We start from the raw sequence: 21,995 nt of genomic DNA, 5'->3' as shown, positions 1-21,995 counted from the left end.
GAGCAAGGCATGAAATTTTACGACGACGACCTAAGAAATTTCGAGGAAAATGGCGCCTTGCCCCTGCCGACCGCCAGCGATGAAGGCTATGTGGAACATGACGGTGCTCGTATCTGGTACGCCACCTACGGGTCTGGCCATCCAGTGATCCTGTTGCATGGTGGCCTCGGCCATAGCGGCAACTGGGGCTTTCAGGTCCCGGCGCTGGTCAGTTCAGGCTATCGCGCTGTGCTCATCGATAGTCGCGGGCACGGCCGCAGCACGCGCGATCCGCAGCCTTTCAAATATGAGTTGATGGCCTCCGATGTCCTGGCTGTGATGGATGCCTTGCGCTTGGAGAAGGCGGCCATCGTAGGTTGGAGCGATGGGGCGTGCATCGCCTTGATCCTCGCCATGCAAGCCCCGAATCGCGTTGCATGAGTGTTCTTCTTCGGCTGCAACATGGACCCCAGTGGCACGAAGGAAATCGAGCCAAGCCCAGTTCTCGACCGATGTTTCAGCCGCCATACCAAGGATTACGCCGCGTTGTCGGCCACGCCGGACCAATTCGACGCATTTGTTAAAGCCGTCGGCCATATGATGGAAACCGAGCCCAATTATTCAGCAGGCGATTTGGCTCGTATCCATCTGCCCGTTGCTATCGTGCAAAGCGAGCGGGACGAGTTCATCAAGCGCGACCACGCCGACTATTTGGCGCGGAGTATTCCGACAGCGGATTTGATCATCCTGCCAGGCGTTAGCCACTTTGCGCCGCTGCAAAGGCCAGAGGAATTCAACAACGAGATGCTTGGATTCCTCGGCAAGGTCCTTTCCTGAGGGGGGTCGGTGGCAGCTGCCGTCTGGTTGGGGCCATCACTTGCCATAGGACTGTTCTGCAGGAACGCCGCAGAAGGGTCGAACCCTATCATCCCTCGCGAGGCGCCTAGCGTCAGAATCAATACCAGTAGGGATCGATCTTGTAGTAATCGAAGGACGTATCGCGTGCGGCCTTGCCGTCGCTGCCTCTGAGTTCATCGATGGAATAGGACGGCGCGGCTTCGAGCTGTTCCCTGGTGAAGGGCACGACATAACCGCCGCGGCTTTCCTCGTAGTCGAGGGCCGACCACGGAATTGCATGGTATTTTTCGCCGATGCCGAGAAATCCGCCGAACCCTATGACGGCGAACATGATGGCGTTCGACTTCTTGTCGAGCATCACATCCTCGATGGTTCCGATATTTTCGCCGGCCGTGTTGTAGACCGCCGTGCCGATGACGCGCGACGCCGCAATGGCGTCGGTGTGGCCGCTGGGGGTCGTCATCTTCGTGCTCCTCGTGTTGCCGAGTTGATGAGCAGACAACGGAGAGCGCTTTGCGAGGTTCCGCAGGGATGTCTCAGAGTCCGTTTTGAAACTCGCTATGGTGAGTCATATGACGGTGTTTTTCGAGAACCGGAGCGCAACGGACATTCGGGCCCGAGAGCACCGGAAGCGCAGAAAACGCCGGCAGATGACCGCCAGGGTAGAGTTTCCAAACAGACTCTCAGGCCTTGGCGATCCTGTCGAAAGCCATCAGGCGTTCCACAAGCGCCGGCAGATCCTTGAGCGGCACCATATTGGGACCGTCGGACGAGGTCGAATTGTCCGGATCCTGGTGCGTCTCGATGAACACGCCGGCGACGCCGACGGCGACTGCCGCGCGCGCCAGCGTTTCGACGAAGCGCCGCTCTCCACCCGACGAGCCGCCCTGCCCGCCCGGCTGCTGCACCGAATGGGTGGCGTCGAAGATCACCGGCGCACCGATATCCGCCATGATCGGCAAGGCCCGCATGTCGGAAACCAGCGTGTTGTAGCCGAAGGAGGCGCCGCGCTCGGTGACCAGCACGTTGGGATTGCCGGACCCGGTGATCTTGCCCACGACGTTCTTCATGTCCCAGGGCGCCAGGAACTGGCCCTTCTTCACATTGATCACCTTGCCGGTTTGGGCGGCCGCGACCAGAAGGTCGGTCTGGCGCGAGAGAAAGGCCGGGATCTGCAAGATGTCGACATGGGGCGCGACGATGCGGCACTGCTCTTCCGAATGCACGTCGGTCAGCACTGGCAGCGAGAATTCCTTGCGCAGATCGTCGAAGACCGGCAGCGCCGCCTCCAGCCCCGCGCCGCGCGTGGCAGAGAGCGAGGTGCGGTTGGCCTTGTCGTAGCTGGTCTTGTAGACGAGGCCGATGCCCAGCCTTGCCGCCATCTCCTTCAGCGCGCCGGCCATGTCGAAGGCATGGCCGCGCGATTCGAACTGGCAGGGGCCGGCGATCAGCGTCAGCGGCTTGTCGTTGGCGAAAACCGCATTGCCGGCCTTAACTGTCCAATTCGGTACGTTCATGAGTTTTCCTCGAAAGCGAAAGCGGCGCCCTGCCCCGGCGCCGGCGGGACGACCAGGAGGTCGCCGATACGGTGATGAAGGATAGCGGCTTCCCGCAGCATTGCCTCGGCGGCGGCCAGGTTTTTGACGCCGAAAGTGACGGCCGCGAGGCGGAACGGGCCATCTGGCGCTGCCAGGTCGAAACGGTCGGCGAAGACCGAACCATCGAGCACTTCGACGGTCGCATTGGCGGCACGGATGCTATTCTCCGCGACGCTGGCTTCGACGCCGGCTACCGGCGCGATGAGTTCAAGCCATTCGCCGGGCCTGCTTCCCGTCGCGGTGACCGCAACCAGCCGCGTCGCACTGTTCGCGTGCGCCTGGAGTGCTGAGCGATCGACTTCCGGCACGTTGATGCGCTCGCAGGTGAAGAAGAATGCATCGCCGGTATGGCCGGCCGTGGCGAAGGCCAGCCTGAAGGAGGCGGTGTCGCTCTTGCCGTCGGGGCCGACGAAATCGCGCGAAAAGGACAGCATGTCGCCTGCCGAGACGCCGCGCGCGCGAAAATCCGCGTGATCGGATGCGGCATCGGCCGTGCCGAACACCAATGCTGAAAATCCCTCGTCGCCATGACTGAGCCGGAACAGGCGGTCGCGTGCGATGAAGACGTTGCCGGCCGACACGGCCGCGTCGGCGAGCGCCGCATCGCCGACCGCCAGCGGTTCGAGAAACGTGCCGTCGGCGAAATAGACGCAAGCGTTTTCGGTGCCGAAGGGATGCACGCCGGTTGGAGCGACGGTGAAGCCGAGCGCGCCGAGCCGCGATCGTGCGACATCGAGGCTCGCAGCAGGCAGGACCAAGTGGTCGATCGGCCGGGGTGAATGGGCGTTGGTCATCGGCCCACCATGTGCCTGAAAATGGCTATCCGTTCAAGGCAGACGTAGGGCGCTAAAATCTCGCAGGAAGGGCGCAGGGCGCGGGCAAAGCGGACCCGACGAAGTTCGGCGCGAAAATGGCATTCGACGCGCCGGTTTTCACACCAATTTGCCTCGGGTCGAAGGGGCTACAGGCTTTGTGAACAAAAACCGCGCCTGGCAGGCCCCACGATTCCGCCAAGTGGTTATATTCGATGTGTTATTTGCGTGTCGCCTTCCCTCGTCCGTCGAATTTTATCCACCAACGTCATGTCCCGCGAGGCGCTCCAGGGCACGCACCAGCGCCGAATGATCCTCCTTGGCGCCGCCATTCGCCGCGCAGGAGTTGAACAACTGCTGGGTGGTCGATGTGTTCGGCAGCGCTACACCTAGTGTTTTCGCGCCTTCCAGCGCCAGGTTCAGATCCTTCTGGTGCAGCTCTATGCGGAAGCCGGGCGCGAAGGTGCGCTTGATCATCCGCTCGCCATGCACTTCGAGGATGCGCGAAGCGGCCAGGCCGCCCATCAGCGCCTGCCTCACTTTTGCCGGATCGGCGCCTGCTTTCGAAGCAAAAACAAGGGCTTCGGCCACCGCCTCGATGGTCAGCGCCACCACGATCTGGTTGGCGACCTTGGTCGTCTGTCCGACCCCGTTCGGCCCGACCAGCGTGATGTTTTTTCCCATCTTTTCAAAGACTTGCCGCGCCCGCTCGAACGCATGCTCCTCGCCGCCGACCATGATGGTCAGCGATGCGGCCTTGGCGCCCACTTCCCCGCCCGACACCGGCGCGTCGAGGTAGTCGCAGCCTAGCGCATTGATTTTGCTTGCGAATTCTTTCGTCTCGATCGGCGATATCGAGCTCATGTCGATGACCATCTTGCCCGGCGACAGCCCCTCCGCGACCCCCTTCTCGCCGAACAGCACCTCGGCGACCTGCGGCGTGTCGGGGACCATTGTGATAATGATATCAGCGGCTTGTGCGACCGCATCGTGGCCGGAAGCGGTCTTCAGCCCCTTTGCGAGGAGGTCCGCCGGCGGTTTTCGGCGATGATCGCTTGCAATCACCTCATAGCCGGCGTCGAGCAGATGCCCCGCCATCGGCGCACCCATAATGCCGAGACCGATGAAGCCTATGATTTCCATGGGTTTTTCCATATTTTCCCGCAATTCGGCACTGGCGACCCTAGGCCGCCGCACTTCCCTTGCCGGTGAACTCCCGGAACCATTCCAGCCCTTCGACCGTGCCAACCCTGGGCTTGTATTCCGCGCCCACCCAGCCCGAATAACCAATCCGATCAAGGTGTTGGTAGAGGAAAGGAAAATTGATCTCGCCCGTCCCCGGCTCGTGACGGCCGGGATTGTCCGCAAGCTGGATATGCGCGATGCGGCCGAGATTTGCCTCGATGGTGCTGGCGAGATCCCCCTCCATGATTTGCATGTGGTAGATATCATACTGCAGGAAGATATTCCCTGAGCCGACACGGTCCATGATTGCCAGCGCCTGGCTCGAATTGTTGAGGAAATAGCCCGGAATGTCGCGCGTATTGATCGGCTCAATCAGCAGCTTTATTCCAGTTTTTTCAAGCCTTTCCGCTGCAAATTTCAGGTTTTCAACGAAGGTGCTTTCCAGCGCGTCGCGTCCTACGCCTTCCGGCGCGATGCCGGCTAGGCAATTGACCTGCCCGCAACCGAGCGCCTTGGCGTAGGTGATCGCCGTGTCCACGCCCCTGCGGAACTCGTCGATGCGGTCGGGCAGCACGGCGATGCCGCGCTCCCCCTTCCCCCAGTCTCCGGGCGGCAGGTTGAACAGCACCTGCGCCAGTCCGTTCTTCGCCAGCCGCGCGGCAACGACCTCCGGCTCGTGATCGTATGGTCCGACATATTCGACGCCCTTGAATCCCGCGCGTGCGGCGGCGTCGAAACGGTCGAGAAAATCATGCTCGCCAAAGAGCATTGAGAGGTTGGCGGAAAATCTCGGCATTTTTCTTCCCTTGAAACTCAATCGAGCAGCGCGATGGCTGTCGGCGCGTCTTCATTGCGCTCGGCAAGCTCTTCGAATTCAACGATATTGTCGATTTCCGTGCCCATGGAAATGTTGGTGATGCGTTCGAGAATGAACTCGACCACCACCGGAACCTGATGCTCCTTCATCAGCCTTTCGGCCTCGGCGAAAGCCGCCGCGCAATCTTCCGGCTTCTTCACACGGATGGCCTTGCAGCCCATGGCTTCCGCGACGGCGACATGGTCGACGCCGTAGCCGGCTTCCGGATCGGCTGCCCGGTTGATGTTCTCGAAGGCCAGGCTGACCTCGAAATCCATCGAAAAGCCGCGCTGCGCCTGCCGGATCAGGCCGAGATAGGCGTTGTTCACGACGACATGGATGTAAGGCAGCCTGTGCTGCGCGCCGACGGCCAGTTCCTCGATCATGAACTGGAAATCATAGTCGCCCGACAGCGCGACGATCGTGCGATTTGGATCGGCGGCGCGGACGCCGAGTGCCGCCGGCAAGGTCCAGCCAAGGGGGCCGGCCTGGCCGCAATTGATCCAGTTGCGCGGCTTGAACACATGCAGGAACTGCGCCCCGGCGATCTGGCTAAGGCCGATCGTGGTGACGTAGCAGGTGTCGCGCCCGAAGGCCTTGTTCATTTCCTCATAGACGCGCTGCGGCTTCATTGGGGTCTGGTCGAAATGCGTCTTGCGATTCATGGTTTTCTTGCGCTGCTGGCACTCCCTGGCCCAGCCGCTCCAGTCGCGCAGTTTCCCCGCGGTTTTCCACTCGGTCGCGACGTCGAGCAGCATTTTCAACGCTGCCCCGGCATCCGAGACGACGCCGAGATCCGGCGCGAAAACGCGGCCGATCTGCGTCGGCTCGATGTCGATATGCACGAATTTGCGGCCGGCAGTGTAGGTCTCGACCGAGCCGGTGTGGCGGTTGGCCCAGCGATTGCCGATCCCCAGCACGAAGTCGGAGGCAAGCATGGTGGCATTGCCGTAGCGGTGCGATGTCTGCAATCCGCACATGCCGGCCATCAGCCGATGGTCGTCGGGAATCGCGCCCCACCCCATCAAAGTCGGAATGACCGGAACGCCGGTGATTTCGGCGAACTCGATCAGCAGATCGGACGCTTCGGCGTTGATGACGCCGCCGCCGGCGACGATCAGCGGCTTCTCCGCCGCATTCAGCATGGCGAGCGTCTTTTCCACCTGCGGCCGCGACATTGCAGGCTTGTGGACGGCCAGCGGCTCGTATGCGTCGATGTCGAACTCAATCTCGGCAAGCTGGACGTCGGCTGGCAGGTCGATCAGCACCGGCCCAGGCCGCCCGGAGCGCATGAGGAAAAACGCCTTCTGCAGCGCCATTGGCACCAGATAGGGCTCCATCACGGTCACCGCCCATTTTGAAACGGGCGCTGCAATAGCGGCGATGTCGACGGCCTGGAAATCCTCTTTGTTGAGCCGGGCGCGCGGCGCCTGGCCGGTAATGCACAGGATCGGGATAGAATCGGCGGCGGCCGAATAAAGGCCGGTGATCATGTCGGTGCCGGCCGGGCCGGAAGTGCCGATGCATAGGCCGATATTGCCGGCCTTGGCGCGGGTGTAGCCCTCGGCCATGTGCGAAGCGCCCTCGACATGGCGCGCCAGAATATGGCGGACCGTGCCGCGCGCCTTCAGCGCCGAATAGAATGGGTTGATCGCCGCGCCCGGCACGCCGAACGCGCAGGAAATTCCTTCCTTTTCGAGAACGAGAACCGCCGCATCGACTGCGCGCATCCTGGCCATTTCGTGGCTCCTCACCTGAAATCCGATCCCGCCCAGAATGCCCGCAACGGGCCTGATATTCAATTTTTTCAGAATATTTTTTCATTTTTAGGAAAATGCACTTTGCTGCTGATTCTTAACCGCTTTTGGTTTTTCAGTATTTACCCTGTTCCAAATCGTGAAATATTTTTTTATGCTTCGTCCATGGACGCTATCGAAAAACGCCAGCGCGGCCGCCCGCGCGCCTTCAGCCCCTCTCCGGACGCCGGCCCGGTCCAGTCGCTCGACCGCGCATTGCGCATATTGGCCATCGTCGCCGAAGGCAGCGGCCTTTCGCTGAGCGAGATCGCGGCCAGATCCGGCCTCGCCGCCTCGACAGCCTATCGCATGCTGACCACGCTGGAGGCGCACGGCATGGTCGAGTTCGATCGCACCGACCAGCTCTGGTCGATCGGGGTCGAGACCTACCGCATGGGCGCGGCCTTCCTGCGCCGCCGCAAGCTCGTCGACCGTGCGCGGGTGGTCATGCAGGATCTGATGGAAAAGACCGGGGAAACCGCCAATCTCGGCGTGGCGGAGGATGATTGCGTGGTCTTCGTTAGCCAGGTCGAGACGCATCAGGCGATCCGCGCCTTCTTCCGGCCGGGCACGCGCAGTTCATTCCACGCCTCGGGCATAGGCAAGGCGGTCCTGGCGCATCTGCCACAGGACCGGGTCGCTGCGATCATTCGAAAGACCGGCCTCGAAAGTTTTACCCAAAAGACTCTGTCCAGTCCGGCGGCGCTGGCGTGCGATCTTGCCGAAATCAGGGAGCGCGGCTGGTCGGTCGACGACGAGGAGCGGCACCCCGGCATGCGATGCGTTGCCGCCGCGATCTTCAACGAGTTCGGCGAACCGATCGGGGGCGTGTCGGTATCGGGACCGACGGTGCGTATCACGGCGGAGCGCCTTGCCGCGGTCGGTCCGCTGGTGCGCGATGCGGCGGCCGAAATCACCGGCATGATCGGCGGCTTCGCGCTGAAGGATTCACCCCCTGTGTAACACAACGCCGAGAAGGGCGGCTGGCGCCGCCTTTCGGCTTACCCCATGCCGGTCAAGTGGCGCAGGTAAAAGGCGAGCGCGATGAAGCCGATCGCGAAGGCGATGCCGTTCCAGTCCACAGGGCGCTTGCTGTTGAAAAGCTTCAGAAGCAGAACCCAGATCACGACCACGAACAGGGCGATGACGACCAATTTCAGCATTGGCTGGCTCCACGGAACCGTGTTCACTCGCATTTGATATGGTGGATATCGGGCGGATTTGTAGTCGGGCACGCCGCTTTCAACGGCCGAGCGCAGCCTGCGCCCGATTCCAGTCGCGACTTTGGTCTTTACTGGCGCAGCAGATATGATAACCGGAGCCCCGCGCCCTTGTAGCTCAGCTGGTAGAGCAGCGGTTTTGTAAACCGAAGGTCGGCGGTTCGATCCCGTCCGGGGGCACCAGCACTCTGCCCGCCCGTCAGCCTTTCTCGATAGCCTCGATCTCGTTCAGGTCAGGCAGCCAGTGCAGCGCCGATCTGTGCCAGACCTGGCGCGTCGGCACGAGCTGGTCGCGTTGCCTCGCCGTACCGACGCGCACGCCATAAACCTTCGGCCCTTCGCCTACCGACGTCGCGTAGATCGGCGAGCCGCATTCGGGGCAGAATGCCTGCGCGCGCTTTGCGCCGCTTTCGGCCGTCTTTATGTAGTTTTTCGGCTCCGCGGCCGTCAGCCTGAACTGGCTTTCGGGCACGGGAACGGTGACGCGAAACGCTGTGCCGGTGAGCACCTGGCAATCGGTGCAATGGCAGATGGTGACCTTTTGTGGGTCGACGGTCGCCTCGTAACGCACGTGACCGCAATGACATGAACCGTCTATCCTCATGCGCGGGATCTCCTCTGGAAGCAACTTCCCGGATGTTAACCGCGAATGCCACTTCGAAGAAGGGGCTCCCTTTGCAGATGGCGGGCCGCATGCTACCCCGCTTGCGGCGTGGCGAGGGCAAAAGGCCGGATCGATGAACAAGGCCAGGAAGACATTTGCTTTCACCTCGTCGGACGCGGCCGACGCCGAGCAGGCTGCCGCGCGCCTATCCGCACGCTACGGGCACACTCCGGTCGACCAGGCCGACGTGATCGTGGCGCTCGGCGGTGACGGTTTTCTGCTTCAGACGCTGCGCGAGACGATGAGCACCGGCAAGCAGGTCTACGGCATGAACCGTGGCACCATCGGCTTCCTGATGAACGAATATCATGAGGACGAACTGCCCGAGCGCATCGCCGCTGCGGCAGCCGAGACAATCCGGCCACTGGAGATGGACACGATCGGCGCCGACGGCTCGACCGCGCACGCTCTCGCCATCAACGAGGTGTCGCTGTTTCGCCAGTCCTACCAGGCCGCCAAGGTCCGCATCACCATCGACGGCAACATCCGGCTCGAGGAACTGGTCTGCGATGGCGTGATGGTGGCGACGCCAGCGGGCTCGACCGCCTACAACCTCTCCGCCCACGGCCCGATCCTGCCGCTGGACGCGCCCCTGCTCGCCCTCACCCCGGTCAGCCCGTTCCGGCCCCGCCGCTGGCGTGGTGCGCTGGTGTCGAAGAACTCCGTCGTTCGTTTCGACTTGCTGGAGCACGGCAAGCGTCCGGTGAATGCGGTTGCTGACCACACCGAGGTGAAGTCGGTGGTCACCGTCACCGTGCGGGAATCGCGGGATGCAACCGCTACGTTGCTCTTCGACGCCGGCCACTCCTGGAACGAGCGCATCCTGACGGAGCAATTCCGCTACTGAGCGGCAGATCTCCTGAATGCCGGAAGGCGGAAGAAAACGGGTGACGTTGCGGAACCTTGCCATCCATGTCGCATTAAGCGGTCGAAGAGATGAAAACGTGGGCGATTAAGCATAGGAACACGGCCAATGCTCCAGCAAAGCCGAGTTCGGTTGACAAATCGTGGACTTAGGCATATCGCGATGCAATATCGCAGTCGGCCTCCGTCTGCCGCGGACAATCCCGCCGCGCCCCTAACCAGCCAAAGCAGCCAAGAAACTTGTCCTCAGACAACCAGATCGCTCAAGAAGCGTTGACCTTCGCGGACCTCGGCCTGTCGCCGAAAGTCCTTTCCGCAGTCACCGACGCGGGCTACACCGTGCCGACCCCTATCCAGCTCGGCGCGATTCCGCACGCCTTGCAGGGCAAGGATGTGCTCGGCATCGCCCAGACCGGCACCGGCAAGACCGCCTCCTTCGTGCTGCCGATGCTGACGCGGCTCGAAAAGGGCCGCGCCCGCGCCCGCATGCCGCGCACCCTGATCCTGGAGCCGACGCGCGAACTCGCCGCGCAGGTCGAGGAAAACTTCACCCGCTACGGCAAGAACCACAAGCTCAACATCGCGCTCCTCATCGGCGGCGTGTCTTTCGACGAGCAGGAAAAGAAGCTGGAGCGCGGCGCGGACGTGCTCATCGCGACCCCGGGCCGCCTGCTCGATCATCGCGAGCGCGGCAAGCTGCTGCTGAACGGCGTGGAAATCCTCGTCATTGACGAGGCCGACCGCATGCTCGACATGGGCTTCATCCCCGACATCGAGCGCATCTGCGAGATGATCCCGTTCACGCGCCAGACGCTGTTCTTCTCGGCGACGATGCCGCCGGAAATCACCAAGCTGACCGAGAAATTCCTGCACGCGCCGGTGCGCGTGGAAGTTTCCAAGGCTGCCTCGACCGGCACCAACATCACCCAGCGGCTGGTCAAGTCCGGACCAAAGCCGTGGGACAAGCGCGAAACGCTGCGCAACCTCATCAATGCCGAAGCCGACGGGCTGAAGAACGCGATCATTTTCTGCAACCGCAAGGTCGAAGTCGCCGAACTGTTCCGCTCGCTGGTCAAGTACGATTTCGACGCCGGCGCGCTGCATGGCGACATGGACCAGCGCGCGCGCATGCAGATGCTGTCCAATTTCCGCGACGGCAAGCTGAAGCTGCTCGTCGCCTCGGATGTCGCGGCGCGCGGGCTCGACATTCCCGAGGTCAGCCACGTTTTCAATTACGATGTGCCGATCCACGCCGAGGATTATGTCCACCGCATCGGCCGCACCGGCCGCGCCGGACGGCTGGGCAAGGCTTTCACCATCGTCACGAAGTCCGATACGAAGTATGTCGACGCCATCGAGAGGTTGACCGGGCTTAAGATCGAGTGGCACGACGGCGATCTTTCGACGGTCGTTGCATCCGAGTCCGAGGACGAGGCGCCGCGCCGCGGGCGCGGAGCCGGCGCGCCCCGCCGCAGCGGCCGCAAGGACGACGGCGAGCGCAAGCCGCGCGGCGAACGCCGCCCGCGCTCCGCGGAACCCAAGCCCGCCGAGGAAAAAGCGCAGCATCAGCCGGAACTCCGTTCCGAGCCGGTGATCGCCGACAATGACGAACGGCCCGCCCGCAGGGACGCAATCAAGGCGGAGAATGCCGAGCGCAAGGCCCGGCCGGAACGCGCCGATCAGCCGCGCGGCGACCGCCAGGAACGCCCGCGCCGGGACGATCGGAATGCCCGCCAGCGCCAGGAAGACAATGACGGAACGGTCGGGTTTGGCGACGATATGCCGGCCTTCATGCGGGTCGCCGGCAAGGTCTGATACTCACCGCTTTCGCAAAAATGAAAAAGGCCCGCAGTGATGCGGGCCTTTTCTGTTTCGGCGCTTTGGCCGCACCTGAAATCAGGTCAGCGGCGAAAGCTGGATTTCCACGCGGCGGTTCTGGGCCCGTCCCTCGGCCGTGGCGTTCGAGGCGATCGGCCTCGTCTTGCCGAAGCCGGTGACCGCGAAGCGCCGCGAATCGACGCCCTGAGCGCTCAGATAATTGGCAACCGACAAAGCCCGGCGCTGCGACAGGTCGAGATTGTGCTCGGCGCTGCCGGTCGAATCGGTGTGGCCGAACACATCGACGATCGTCTGCTGGTATCTGTTGAGCACCAGGGCGACCGAGTTCAGGGTCTGATAGAATCCCGGCTTGATCGAATCCTGGTCGACGCCGAAGGTAATGTCGGACGGCATATTGAGGATGATCTGGTCGCCGGCGCGTGTGACGCTGACGCCAGTGCCTTGGAGCTGCGCCCTGAGTTCGGCCTCATTGCGGTCCATGGTCGCGCCGATCGCGCCGCCGGCCAGCGCGCCGACGCCCGCCCCGATCAGCACCGCGTTGCGCTGCGCGTTGGAGCTGCCGCCCACCGCCATGCCGGCCAGCGCGCCAAGGCCGGCGCCGAGTGCCGCGCCGCCCGCCGTGTTGGAAACCTTCTGCTCGCCGGTATACGGGTCCGTCGTGCACGCGCCCAAAAACGCCGTCGCGGCCAGCGCGGCAATCCATTTTCTGCTCATTCGGTGATCCCTCTCCTGAATTGTCCCCGCAGGCTCGCGAGTCGCGCCGCCCTTCGGATTTGCTTGTAACATGAATTGCGGCGAAAAGCGGTCAATGCTCGCCCGCGATTCCGGCCGCCAAGGCGGACAGGTTGTCCCCAGAGGTTCTTGCCGTCGATCACCACCACTTCGACTGCGCAGTGGCAGCTTCCGATAATCGCCAAGCCACGTCTTTCCGATGATGCGCGAGGTTCACGCCTTGGGATAACCCAGCCGACCATCACCGGTCCATCCTGACGGCGTCGGTCCAGGATGGCGACGTGCTCAGTACGAACGCGGCGGAACGAACAGGCAGATGGTCCTGCCGTCGCTGGCGCCGGCCACCGAACACCAGTGGAACTGGCCGTCCGGCGAATTTTTCAGGCGCGCATCGGAATATGCGACGACTTCGCCCGTGCCTTCTATGACATAGCCTTCCGGGCGCTCGCTGATCGCCTTGCCGGGCACTTCGCGGCAATCGTAACCCGAACAGCAGGAGAATGGATATTTCCAGCCGTTCGGTTGCGCGGCGGTCGGTATCGCGTCATGGGCGAATGCGGGAACTGACAAGGACAGGATGAGAGATGCGGCCGCACCGGCCAGACCGGCGGGCAAGGAGGGGAGTATCGAGCAAAACATGGTTGTTTTCCACAGTTGCCTCCTCCCAGAAGCTGCACCTAAGTGGTCACCTGAGCTTGCGCCCATGTGGTTACCAGCATCTTAACGTGATTGCCCACTTCCGGTTCCCTGGACCCCGAGCGGCGGCGGCATGTTCTTATCCGACAATCCCGGTCAAGACTGAGCGACCCCGCTCCCGCCCCTTGGAGGAGGCTTGAGCCAGGTGCGTCCGCGGCTGAAATTCGTCGATGCTTCTCCTCCGCCGCGTGGCGGAAGGGTCAATCTATGTCGGCGACGGGCTGCCCGGCCGAACCTTCGATGCGATGCGACAGCGACGCTTCCATGAAATCGTCGAGGTCGCCGTCAAGCACATCGGAAGGGCTGGTGCTTTCCACTCCGGTGCGCAGATCCTTCACCAGTTGGTAGGGCTGCAACACATAGGAGCGGATCTGGTGGCCCCAGCCGATATCGGTCTTGGCCGCCTCGGTCGCGCTTGCGGCGGCCTCGCGCTTCTTGAGCTCTTCCTCATATAGCCTTGAGCGCAGCATCTCCCAGGCCTTCGCCTTGTTCTTGTGCTGCGAGCGCTCGGCCTGGCAGGCGACCGCGATTCCGGTCGCGAGATGCGTGATGCGCACGGCCGAGTCGGTGGTGTTGACGTGCTGGCCACCCGAGCCCGACGCGCGGTAGGTGTCGATGCGCACATCGGATTCGCTGACGTCGATGTCGATGGAATCGTCGATGACCGGATAGACCCAGACGCTGGCGAACGACGTGTGGCGGCGGGCGTTCGAGTCATAGGGCGAGATACGCACCAGCCGGTGGACGCCGGACTCGGTCTTCAGCCAGCCATAGGCATTGTGGCCCTTGATCATCACAGTGGCGGACTTGATGCCTGCCTCTTCGCCGTCGTGGACTTCCAGCACCTCGACCTTGAACCGCCGCCGTTCGGCCCAGCGCGTGTACATGCGCAGCAGCATCGACGCCCAGTCCTGGCTTTCCGTGCCGCCGGCGCCGGCGTGAACTTCGAGATAGGTGTCGTTGGCGTCGGCTTCGCCCGAAAGCAGGGTCTCGATCTGGCGGGCCTTGATCTCCCCGGAAAGCGAACGGATGGCGGTTTCCGCCTCGGCGATGATGTCGGCGTCGCCCTCCTCCTCGCCCATTTCAATGAGGTCGACATTGTCGGCAAGCGCCTGCGACAGCCTTTTGACGGAAGTGATACCGTCATCAAGGTTCTGGCGTTCGCGCATCAATTTCTGCGCTTCCTGCGGGTCGTTCCAGAGGCTCGAATCCTCCGCGCGCATATTGAGATATTCGAGACGTTTCAGGGCCTCGTCCCAGTCAAAGATGCCTCCTCAGCAGGCTTATGGCCTGCTTGATTTCGTCGACGAGCTTTTCCGTTTCAGCGCGCATGGCAGGTATTTGTCCTGATATTGTGATGCCGGTTCGGGTTGGCGCGGAACATAGGGAGGCGTCCGCGGGCTGTAAAGCAAAATGGGCCGGCGCGGGCCGGCCCATTTATTCGATGCGGGTTGGAGATCAGTAAAGGCCGCCGCCGCCCGTCTGGATGGCCTTGCTGGCCTGCGGCGATAGCGCTTCGCCAGTGATCGAGCCGCCGTCCTCACCCATGCCGATGACCCAATAGCTGTCGGCGGGGCCGGTGCCGGGCTTGAAGGCTTCCATGATCGTTCCGGGCTCGCCCTCGCCGGCCTGCATGCCGGTCTTGCGGTTGATGGCGATGAGCTTCATGCCCTCGGGCACCTGGAATTCAGTCGGCGGAACGCCTTTGAGCACTTCGGCCATGAATTCCTTGAAGATCGGCGCCGCAAGACCGCCGCCGGTCGAGCCTTTGCCCAAGGTTTTCGGCTGATCGAATCCCATATAGAGGCCGACCACCAGATTGGGCGTGTAGCCCATGAACCAGGTATCCTTCTCGTCATTGGTCGTGCCGGTCTTGCCGGCGATCGGACGGCCGAGCTCCGATACCGTAACGGCGGTGCCACGGGTGACGACGCCCTCCATCATCGAGGTGATCTGGTAGGCGGTCATCGGATCGAGCACCTGCTCGGCATTGTCGATCAGTTCCGGCTCAGCCTGCTCGGCCCACTCCTCCGCCACGCAGCTTTCGCAGCCGCGCTCGTCATGCTTGAACACGGTCTTGCCGTAGCGGTCCTGGATCCTATCGATCAGCGACGGCTTGATCTGCCGGCCGCCATTGGCCATCACCGAATAGGCGGAGACCATGCGCATGACGGTGGTTTCGCCCGAGCCGAGGGACATGGCGATGTGAGGCGGCATCTTGTCGTAGACGCCGAAGCGCTCGGCGTATTCGGCCACCAGCTTCATGCCCATGTCATTGGCGAGCCGCACCGTCATGAGGTTTCGCGAACGCTCGATGCCAGCGCGCAACGTCGACGGACCGGCCGCCTTGCTGTCATAATTCTTCGGCGACCAGACCTCGTTTCCGATTCTGATGGTGATCGGCCCATCCATGATGACCGACGCCGGCGTATAGCCATTGTCGAGCGCGGCGGCATAGACGAACGGCTTGAACGAAGAGCCCGGCTGGCGCATCGCCTGCGTTGCGCGGTTGAACTCGGACTGCGAATAGGAGAAGCCGCCGACCATGGCGAGCACGCGGCCGGTATGGGGATCCATCGCCACCATGCCCCCCGATACTTCCGGCGGCTGGCGCAGCATATAGCCGTCCTCGCCTTCCTTCTTTTCGACGAAGACCACGTCTCCAGGTTTCAGCACGTCGGCCGGTGAATCCGCCTTGACGCGCTTGCCGTCGACGACATGGCGCATGGCGAAGCTCATGTCTTCCTTGGCGACCGTCGCCTGCTCGCGCTTATCATCGAGCGCTCCGGATGCCTTGCGCTTGGGCTGAAGGCCGACTGTCAGGCCGGCATCGGAGCTTTCGAGCACCACCGCCAGCCGCCATTCCGGCACGTCGTCGAGGTTCTTGACCTCGCCGAGCGGCACGGCCCAGTCGCCGGAAATGTCGATCGTCGTGACCGGGCCGCGATAGCCGCGCAGCATGTCGTATTTCAACAGGCCATTCTGCATGGCCTTGCGCGCGACAAGCTGCATCTTCGGGTCGAGCGTGGTGCGGACCGACAATCCGCCCTCGTAAAGCGCGTCCTCGCCATAGCGGGCGATGATTTCGCGGCGCACTTCCTCCGTGAAATACTCGCCGGCGAAGAGGTAGGTTCCGCCGCGGCGGGGCGTAACGCCGAGCGGTTCGGCCTTGGACTTGTCGCCTTCCTCGCGTGAGACATAGCCGTTGGCGACCATCTGGTCGATCACCCAGTTACGGCGTTCGGTCGCGCGGTCGGTATATTTGAACGGATGGTAGTTCGACGGCCCCTTGGGTAGCGCCGCCATATAGGCGGCTTCCGCGACCGTCAATTCGCTTACCGACTTGTCGAAATAGGTGAGTGCCGCCCCGGCAATGCCGTACGAGCCCAGGCCGAAGAAAATCTCGTTGAGATAGAGCTCGAGAATCCGGTCCTTGGAATAGGCCTGCTCTATGCGGAAGGACAGGACCGCCTCCTTGACCTTGCGCTCCAGCGACCGCTCATTGGTCAGGAGAAAGTTTTTTGCAACCTGCTGCGTGATCGTCGAGCCGCCCGTCATAGGCCCGCCTCTCAAATAGACAACGGCGGCACGGATGATGCCCTCAAAATCGACGCCCGGATGCGAGTAGAAATTCTTGTCTTCCGCTGAAAGGAAAGCAGCCTTGACGCGGTCGGGCACGGCCTGGATCGGCAGATAAAGGCGGCGCTCGCGCGCGAACTCACCCATCAGCGCGCCGTCTGACGCGTGGACCCGCGTCGTCACCGGCGGCTCGTAGCTGGCGAGCACCTCGTAATCCGGCAACCCCTTGGTCAGATTGCCGACATAGACGGCAATGCCGCCCGCCACCAGAAGCGCCAGCATCGTGCCGATGCCGAAGAAGTAACCTATAAGCCGAATCATGCCCGCTCCAGTCCGAGATCGGGATTTCCCTCCGCAAAAACAGAGACAACCGCAAGTCGCGGAACCATGCCCGATCCGATAGCGTTCAGCCTTGTCGCGCCGATGTGGATAAAATGCGGCAACATGACGAGGGTGGTGAAAATCTTCGCGATTAAACTACGTGGTGTGGCGTCGACGCAACGCCCGGCGCAACAGGTTGTCACGGAAAGCCCGGACATCACCCGCCTACCGATCGTGCCGCGGCAAAAGCTGCGATGGCGTTGGAGATGCTCGTCGCAGCCTTGCCACGCCAGTCGGGGTCGCGCAATTGCGCCTCGTCCTTGGGATTCGACATATAGCCAAGCTCGACCAGGACAGAAGGCACGTCCGGCGCCTTGAGCACCTTGAAGCCGGCGAAGCGATGAGGATTGTTGATCAGTCCGACGCTGTTCGACAACTCGCCGATCAGCGAACGGGCGAACCGGATCGAGAAACTGTGCGTCTCGCGGCGGATCAGATCGACCAGAATATCGGCGACCTCCTGTTTCTCGCCCTCGATCTCCATTCCGGCGAGTTGATCCGACAGGTTTTCGCGTATCGCCAGCGCCTCGGCCTCCTCATCGGATGCCTTATCTGAAACGGTGTAGACGGTCGCGCCGCGAATGCCCTTCAGGCGGATCGTATCGGCATGAATGGATATGAACAGATCCGCTTCGTGCTGGCGTGCGATTCGCACCCGATCGTCGAGGCGCAGGAACTCGTCTTTCTGCCGGGTCATGTGCACGTCGTATTTGCCGGTGGAGGCGAGCTTCGCCTTCAGTTCCAGCGCAAAGGCCAGCGTGATCGTCTTCTCCTCCGTCCCGCTGCTGCCCTTGGCTCCGCCGTCGATGCCGCCATGTCCGGGATCGATGACAATAGTAAAGGGCCGCGCCGCATCGGCGGCGGCGGGAGCCTTGCCCAGGCGATCGCTCTTCGGGGTGGCGACTGTTGCGCCGGTGGTCTGCGACTGCACCGCGAGCGCCTCCTCGAATTGCCTGTCAGACGCGGCGATAAGATCCACCACCAGCCGATATCCTGGCCCGTCTTCGTTCTTCAGGACGTCAAGCCTCTCGACGGTGAATGGTCCCTTCGATGTTAGAATCAGCCGCGATTTGCCCTCTTGCAGGTGCCCGTAGCGCACATCCTTGACCAAACCGGCCGCCTTCAACTCATCGGGATGTAAAAGGAATTTCGTCTCCGGGAGATCCAGGACGAGACGATGCGGCGCGCGCAACAGAAGCCATTGGGGGTTGGGTTCGCCGTCGAAATTCAGGACCACACGCATGCGCGTTGCATCGCCGGCCATCTTGAAATCACGTGCTTCCAGCGGCGCGGCTTCGGCGAAGGATAACGCGGCCTGCAAAGCCAAGAACAAGGCGAGCATCAAGCTACGGGCAGCGCCACGCAACGGCAGATTGCGGGTAGCCTGCCTCGTCCTCATGCTTTCAAAATGCATTCCAGCCACCCTGCTCCCGATTTGCCGCCGGTTCAGCGACCGCCTCCCGGCCGCGCGTCGGTTAGGCTCGATATCGCTTAACGATTGGTATCCAGATAAGGTTAACCAAGCCTTTTTGTCCGGCGTTTCCGCAGCGGCATGGCTTTTGCCGGCGTCCGAAAACGGGGTTGCTATAAGCGCCGCCAAATCATAAAAGCGACATTGGATCACTGCAATGCCCCGAGGCCCGTCGCCTCCGCTTTCCACAACTAGCCAAGGCGACGAATACGGCTTCAATCGCATCCTGCGATAAGGCCGAAGGTGATCGCGACGGATTTCGTCGCGGTGTTTGCGGCAACGTGAACCCCGACGTCGAGGAAAACGGCCGGAACGACAACTCCGCGCCGGCTCTGTACGAGCAAACAGCTGGTCCGGTTTTTCCGGGCTTTGGTTCAAATGGTTCCGCAAGGTTACGCGATGGCTTCAGGCGCAATCATGGAAAGGTCCGCAGGTTACCGCGCCGGTTCGGCAGCGGGCGGCACCGCCATGGCGTCCAGGCAGCGGCCCGCGGACGCTAATATGTCCGGAATGCAGCGATTGACGGGGTCGGAGAGGCGCATTTCGCCGCTTCCGGGCTCGCTGGCTGCATCCGGCGGGAAAAGAAATAATGCCCAACAAGATGCTAATAGACGCCTCCCACCCGGAGGAAACACGGGTCGTCGTTGTTCACGGTAACCGTATCGAAGAATTCGATTTTGAATCCCAGGATAAGAAGCAGCTCAAAGGAAACATCTATCTCGCCCGCGTCACGCGGGTAGAACCCTCCCTTCAGGCAGCCTTTGTCGAATATGGCGGAAACCGGCACGGTTTCCTCGCCTTCAGTGAAATTCACCCCGACTACTACCAGATCCCGGTTGCGGACCGTCAGGCGCTGCTTCGCGCGGAAGCCGAGGCGGCCGAGGAGGAGAACGACGAGGACGGCGAAGGCGAAGACCGCCACGACCGTAATCGCGGACGTCGCCGCAGGCGCGGCGGCAAGAACCGCGACCGCAGCGGCGAAGTGCGATCCGCCGCTGAGAGCGGCGAAGACGGCGAAGCCGCGGGCGACGACGAGACCGATGAGAGGCTTGCCGCAGACGACGATGCCGGCCTGGCCGAGCCGGTCGCCGGAGATGACGGCAGCGCAGCCGATGCCGAAGCCGCAGAAATTTCGCCGGATGCCGCTCTGGACGACGCAACCAACATTGCGATGGCCGCCACGGCGGACGCCCACGTCGTTTCCGAGGAAATTTCCAAGTCGAGCCTGACGGAAAACGATCGCGGCGGCGTGCTCGAAGAAGTGCCCGGATCCAATGGCGACGAGCATGAGATCGAATCGGTCGGCGCCGAAGACGCGCTCGAGGAGGTCCGCAACCGCCGCAAGCCGGTGCGCCGCCACTACAAGATCCAGGAAGTCATCAAGCGCCGGCAGATCCTGCTGGTGCAGGTGGTCAAGGAAGAGCGCGGCAACAAGGGCGCGGCCCTGACCACGTATCTGTCGCTCGCCGGACGTTATTCGGTGCTGATGCCGAACACCGCTCGCGGCGGCGGCATTTCGCGCAAGATCACCAATGCCCAGGACCGCAAGCGCCTGAAGGAAGTGGTGCAGGATCTCGAAGTGCCGCAGGGCATGGGCGTCATCCTGCGCACCGCCGGCGAAAGCCGCACCAAGGCAGAGATCAAGCGCGACTACGAATATCTGATGCGGCTCTGGGAAACGGTCAGGACGCTGACGCTCCAGTCGACCGCGCCCGCCCTCGTCTATGAGGAAGGCAGCCTGATCAAGCGTTCGGTGCGCGATCTCTACAACAAGGATATCGACGAGGTTCTGGTCTCGGGCGAAGACGGCTACCGTGAAGCCAAGGACTTCATGCGCATGCTGATGCCGAGCCATGCAAAGGTGGTGCAGCCCTATCGCGACACGACGCCGATCTTCGTGCGCAACGGCATCGAGGCGCAACTCGACCGGATGCTTCAGCCGCAGGTGACGCTGAAGTCAGGCGGCTACATCATCATCAACCAGACCGAGGCGCTGGTTGCGATCGACGTGAACTCCGGGCGCTCAACCAAGGAGCATTCGATCGAGGAAACCGCGCTCCACACCAATCTCGAAGCGGCCGAGGAAGTCGCCCGGCAGCTTCGGCTGCGCGATCTCGCGGGCCTGATCGTCATCGACTTCATCGACATGGAGGAGAACCGCAACAACCGTGCGGTCGAGAAGCGCCTGAAGGATTGCCTCAAGAACGATCGCGCGCGCATCCAGGTCGGCCGCATCTCGCATTTCGGCCTGATGGAGATGTCGCGCCAGCGCATCCGCGCCAGCGTGCTCGAATCGACGATGAAGCCCTGCCCGCATTGCGGCGGAACCGGGCATGTGCGTTCGGAATCGTCCGTGGCGCTGCTGGTGGTCCGGGCCATCGCAGGAATTCCTGATCAAGGATTCGCGCAACCACATTACGGTGCGCACCCCGACCTCGACCGCGCTCTACGTGCTCAACCACAAGCGCAGCACCCTTGCCGAACTTGAGGCGCGCTTCGGCCTGACGATCACGATCGAGATGGACGACACGGTCGGCGCGCAGCATTACGCGATCTTCCGTGGCGCAGTCGCCGAGAAGCCTGTTGGCGGTCTCGCGCCCCTGCCCGCTCCTGTCTATGACGAGCCGGAGGACGAAATCGTCGAGGAAGAGGAAGAAGTCGTCGAGACCGCGGCCGAAGAACGGCCCGCACAGCCGATCCAGAGAGCCGAAACCGGCGAGCAACGCGACCGCAAGCGCCGCAAGCGCCGCAGACGGCGCGGCGGCAAGGATCGCGACCGCGATGTCACGCATGTAGAAGGCGCGGCGACGCAGGATGTTGTGGCCGCTAGCGACGAAGATCGCGCCGAGGCCGCTGAGACGGCTGAACCCGTAGCAGCCGAGGCTGCCGGGGAAGGCGGCGAGGATGTCGACCGCAAGAAGCGCCGCCGCGGCAAGCGCGGTGGCAAGCGCAACCGGCGCGACGAGGACGGAGCGGAGCAGCAGGACGAGACGTTTGCGGCGGAGCCCGCAGCCGTCGAGGCTTTGTCGGAGCAGGTGACGGAAGACGCTGCCGTCGTTGCGACACCGACCGAGGAGGTCGCCGCTGTAGACGAACAGCCCAAGAAGCCTCGACGCGCCGCAAGGCCGAAAAAGGTGAAGGCTGAAGAGGCTGCGGAAGCAACTGTTTCCGCGGAACCGGCGATAGCCGAGCCGGAAGCGGTTGCCGTGCCGGCCGAAGAAAAGCCGAAGAAGCCGCGCGCCCCGCGGCGCAAGGCCGCTGAACCGGTCGAAGCGGCCGCCGATCCGGCAGAAACGTCCGATACGGCAGATGAAAAGCCGGTCGCGCCAGTCGTCAAGCTCGTGTCGTCGACTGGCGAGGAAGAGATCGAATCCGCCGACGAAAAGCCGAAAAAGGCTGGATGGTGGCAGCGAAAAAGCTTTTTCTGATAAGCATTTATGCTGAATAACTAAAGGGGCCTGCACC

At 62.6% G+C, this 21,995-nt stretch carries 16 protein-coding genes, 1 tRNA gene and 2 pseudogenes; 6 read left to right on the top strand and 13 right to left on the bottom strand.

Going from position 1 to position 21,995, the window contains the following annotated elements; translation table 11 throughout:
* Positions 1 to 9 precede the first annotated feature (9 nt).
* Positions 10 to 816, top strand: a pseudogene (locus G6N73_RS16125) (alpha/beta fold hydrolase).
* A gap of 118 nt (positions 817 to 934) precedes the next feature.
* Here the strand turns inward: G6N73_RS16125 and G6N73_RS16120 are convergent.
* The 6 genes from G6N73_RS16120 to gcl all read right to left on the bottom strand — a co-directional run bounded on the left by G6N73_RS16120 (position 935) and on the right by gcl (position 7,027).
* Positions 935 to 1,300, bottom strand: coding sequence for a PRC-barrel domain-containing protein (locus tag G6N73_RS16120; protein ID WP_165029314.1), 366 nt, complete (start codon positions 1,298 to 1,300; stop codon positions 935 to 937).
* A 220-nt stretch (positions 1,301 to 1,520) separates the two neighbouring features.
* Positions 1,521 to 2,354, bottom strand: coding sequence for a 3-deoxy-8-phosphooctulonate synthase (gene kdsA, locus G6N73_RS16115; RefSeq protein WP_165029312.1), 834 nt, complete (start codon positions 2,352 to 2,354; stop codon positions 1,521 to 1,523).
* On the bottom strand, positions 2,351 to 3,229 hold the full coding sequence (locus G6N73_RS16110; RefSeq protein ID WP_165029310.1) for a VOC family protein: 879 nt from the start codon (positions 3,227 to 3,229) through the stop codon (positions 2,351 to 2,353). Before G6N73_RS16110 ends, kdsA begins: the two co-directional genes overlap by 4 nt.
* Before the next feature lie 273 nt (positions 3,230 to 3,502).
* Positions 3,503 to 4,390 carry a 2-hydroxy-3-oxopropionate reductase gene (locus tag G6N73_RS16105; protein ID WP_165029308.1) on the bottom strand — a complete coding sequence of 296 codons (888 nt, stop codon included), beginning with the start codon at positions 4,388 to 4,390 and terminating at the stop codon, positions 3,503 to 3,505.
* Between the two features lie 40 nt (positions 4,391 to 4,430).
* Positions 4,431 to 5,228, bottom strand: a complete 798-nt coding sequence (gene otnI, locus G6N73_RS16100) for a hydroxypyruvate isomerase (RefSeq protein ID WP_165029306.1) — start codon at positions 5,226 to 5,228, stop codon at positions 4,431 to 4,433.
* Positions 5,229 to 5,245: 17 nt separating this feature from the next.
* Positions 5,246 to 7,027: a glyoxylate carboligase gene (gene gcl / locus G6N73_RS16095; protein WP_165029304.1), complete on the bottom strand. Its 1,782-nt coding sequence runs from the start codon at positions 7,025 to 7,027 to the stop codon at positions 5,246 to 5,248.
* 183 nt (positions 7,028 to 7,210) lie between these two features.
* On the opposite strand from gcl, the gene bhcR reads away from it, so the two are divergent.
* Complete coding sequence (bhcR, locus tag G6N73_RS16090) at positions 7,211 to 8,047, top strand: HTH-type transcriptional regulator BhcR (RefSeq protein WP_165029302.1); 837 nt, start codon at positions 7,211 to 7,213, stop codon at positions 8,045 to 8,047.
* Positions 8,048 to 8,085: 38 nt separating this feature from the next.
* On the opposite strand, the gene G6N73_RS16085 is transcribed toward bhcR, so the two are convergent.
* Positions 8,086 to 8,247, bottom strand: a complete 162-nt coding sequence (locus G6N73_RS16085; protein WP_165029299.1) for a hypothetical protein — start codon at positions 8,245 to 8,247, stop codon at positions 8,086 to 8,088.
* 164 nt (positions 8,248 to 8,411) lie between these two features.
* Between G6N73_RS16085 and G6N73_RS16080 the strand changes: the two genes are divergently transcribed.
* Positions 8,412 to 8,487 (top strand) — tRNA-Thr (locus tag G6N73_RS16080).
* A 16-nt stretch (positions 8,488 to 8,503) separates the two neighbouring features.
* On the opposite strand, the gene G6N73_RS16075 is transcribed toward G6N73_RS16080, so the two are convergent.
* A complete protein-coding gene (locus tag G6N73_RS16075) occupies positions 8,504 to 8,908 on the bottom strand; it encodes a GFA family protein (protein ID WP_165029297.1) in 405 nt (134 codons plus the stop codon).
* A 133-nt stretch (positions 8,909 to 9,041) separates the two neighbouring features.
* On the opposite strand from G6N73_RS16075, the gene G6N73_RS16070 reads away from it, so the two are divergent.
* Both G6N73_RS16070 and G6N73_RS16065 read left to right on the top strand, forming a co-directional pair.
* A complete protein-coding gene (locus G6N73_RS16070; protein ID WP_165029295.1) occupies positions 9,042 to 9,815 on the top strand; it encodes an NAD kinase in 774 nt (257 codons plus the stop codon).
* Positions 9,816 to 10,072: 257 nt separating this feature from the next.
* Positions 10,073 to 11,647, top strand: coding sequence for a DEAD/DEAH box helicase (locus tag G6N73_RS16065; RefSeq protein ID WP_165029293.1), 1,575 nt, complete (start codon positions 10,073 to 10,075; stop codon positions 11,645 to 11,647).
* A gap of 81 nt (positions 11,648 to 11,728) precedes the next feature.
* On the opposite strand, the gene G6N73_RS16060 is transcribed toward G6N73_RS16065, so the two are convergent.
* The 5 genes from G6N73_RS16060 to G6N73_RS16040 all read right to left on the bottom strand — a co-directional run bounded on the left by G6N73_RS16060 (position 11,729) and on the right by G6N73_RS16040 (position 18,473).
* The gene (locus G6N73_RS16060) at positions 11,729 to 12,385 is read right to left on the bottom strand and encodes a YiaD family glycine zipper/OmpA-like lipoprotein (protein WP_165029291.1); all 657 of its coding nucleotides are present in this window, start codon (positions 12,383 to 12,385) and stop codon (positions 11,729 to 11,731) included.
* A 303-nt stretch (positions 12,386 to 12,688) separates the two neighbouring features.
* Positions 12,689 to 13,042, bottom strand: coding sequence for a hypothetical protein (locus G6N73_RS16055; RefSeq protein ID WP_165029289.1), 354 nt, complete (start codon positions 13,040 to 13,042; stop codon positions 12,689 to 12,691).
* 257 nt (positions 13,043 to 13,299) lie between these two features.
* Positions 13,300 to 14,431 (bottom strand): peptide chain release factor 2 gene (gene prfB / locus G6N73_RS16050; protein ID WP_165029287.1). Its coding sequence is split into 2 segments (ribosomal slippage): positions 13,300 to 14,364 and positions 14,366 to 14,431, totalling 1,131 coding nucleotides; the frame shifts between segments, so codons are not numbered across the junction.
* 126 nt (positions 14,432 to 14,557) lie between these two features.
* Positions 14,558 to 16,999: a penicillin-binding protein 1A gene (locus G6N73_RS16045; protein ID WP_165029285.1), complete on the bottom strand. Its 2,442-nt coding sequence runs from the start codon at positions 16,997 to 16,999 to the stop codon at positions 14,558 to 14,560.
* Positions 17,000 to 17,216: 217 nt separating this feature from the next.
* Positions 17,217 to 18,473: an N-acetylmuramoyl-L-alanine amidase gene (locus G6N73_RS16040; RefSeq protein ID WP_206078890.1), complete on the bottom strand. Its 1,257-nt coding sequence runs from the start codon at positions 18,471 to 18,473 to the stop codon at positions 17,217 to 17,219.
* A gap of 646 nt (positions 18,474 to 19,119) precedes the next feature.
* Between G6N73_RS16040 and G6N73_RS16035 the strand changes: the two are divergent.
* Positions 19,120 to 21,958: pseudogene (locus G6N73_RS16035) on the top strand (Rne/Rng family ribonuclease).
* The last annotated feature ends 37 nt before the right edge of the window (positions 21,959 to 21,995 follow it).

The sequence above is a fragment of the Allomesorhizobium camelthorni genome, from assembly GCF_011045125.1.
Lineage (GTDB): Bacteria > Pseudomonadota > Alphaproteobacteria > Rhizobiales > Rhizobiaceae > Allomesorhizobium > Allomesorhizobium camelthorni.
This window is presented reverse-complemented; position numbering and strand designations above follow the sequence as displayed.

Coding starts and splice junctions, on each gene's coding strand:
- G6N73_RS16120 (WP_165029314.1), bottom strand. CDS start 1,300: ATGACGACCCCCAGCGGCCACACCGACGCCATTGCGGCGTCGCGCGTC.
- kdsA (WP_165029312.1), bottom strand. CDS start 2,354: ATGAACGTACCGAATTGGACAGTTAAGGCCGGCAATGCGGTTTTCGCC.
- G6N73_RS16110 (WP_165029310.1), bottom strand. CDS start 3,229: ATGACCAACGCCCATTCACCCCGGCCGATCGACCACTTGGTCCTGCCT.
- G6N73_RS16105 (WP_165029308.1), bottom strand. CDS start 4,390: ATGGAAATCATAGGCTTCATCGGTCTCGGCATTATGGGTGCGCCGATG.
- otnI (WP_165029306.1), bottom strand. CDS start 5,228: ATGCCGAGATTTTCCGCCAACCTCTCAATGCTCTTTGGCGAGCATGAT.
- gcl (WP_165029304.1), bottom strand. CDS start 7,027: ATGGCCAGGATGCGCGCAGTCGATGCGGCGGTTCTCGTTCTCGAAAAG.
- bhcR (WP_165029302.1), top strand. CDS start 7,211: ATGGACGCTATCGAAAAACGCCAGCGCGGCCGCCCGCGCGCCTTCAGC.
- G6N73_RS16085 (WP_165029299.1), bottom strand. CDS start 8,247: ATGCTGAAATTGGTCGTCATCGCCCTGTTCGTGGTCGTGATCTGGGTT.
- G6N73_RS16075 (WP_165029297.1), bottom strand. CDS start 8,908: ATGAGGATAGACGGTTCATGTCATTGCGGTCACGTGCGTTACGAGGCG.
- G6N73_RS16070 (WP_165029295.1), top strand. CDS start 9,042: ATGAACAAGGCCAGGAAGACATTTGCTTTCACCTCGTCGGACGCGGCC.
- G6N73_RS16060 (WP_165029291.1), bottom strand. CDS start 12,385: ATGAGCAGAAAATGGATTGCCGCGCTGGCCGCGACGGCGTTTTTGGGC.
- G6N73_RS16055 (WP_165029289.1), bottom strand. CDS start 13,042: ATGTTTTGCTCGATACTCCCCTCCTTGCCCGCCGGTCTGGCCGGTGCG.
- G6N73_RS16045 (WP_165029285.1), bottom strand. CDS start 16,999: ATGATTCGGCTTATAGGTTACTTCTTCGGCATCGGCACGATGCTGGCG.
- G6N73_RS16040 (WP_206078890.1), bottom strand. CDS start 18,473: ATGCATTTTGAAAGCATGAGGACGAGGCAGGCTACCCGCAATCTGCCG.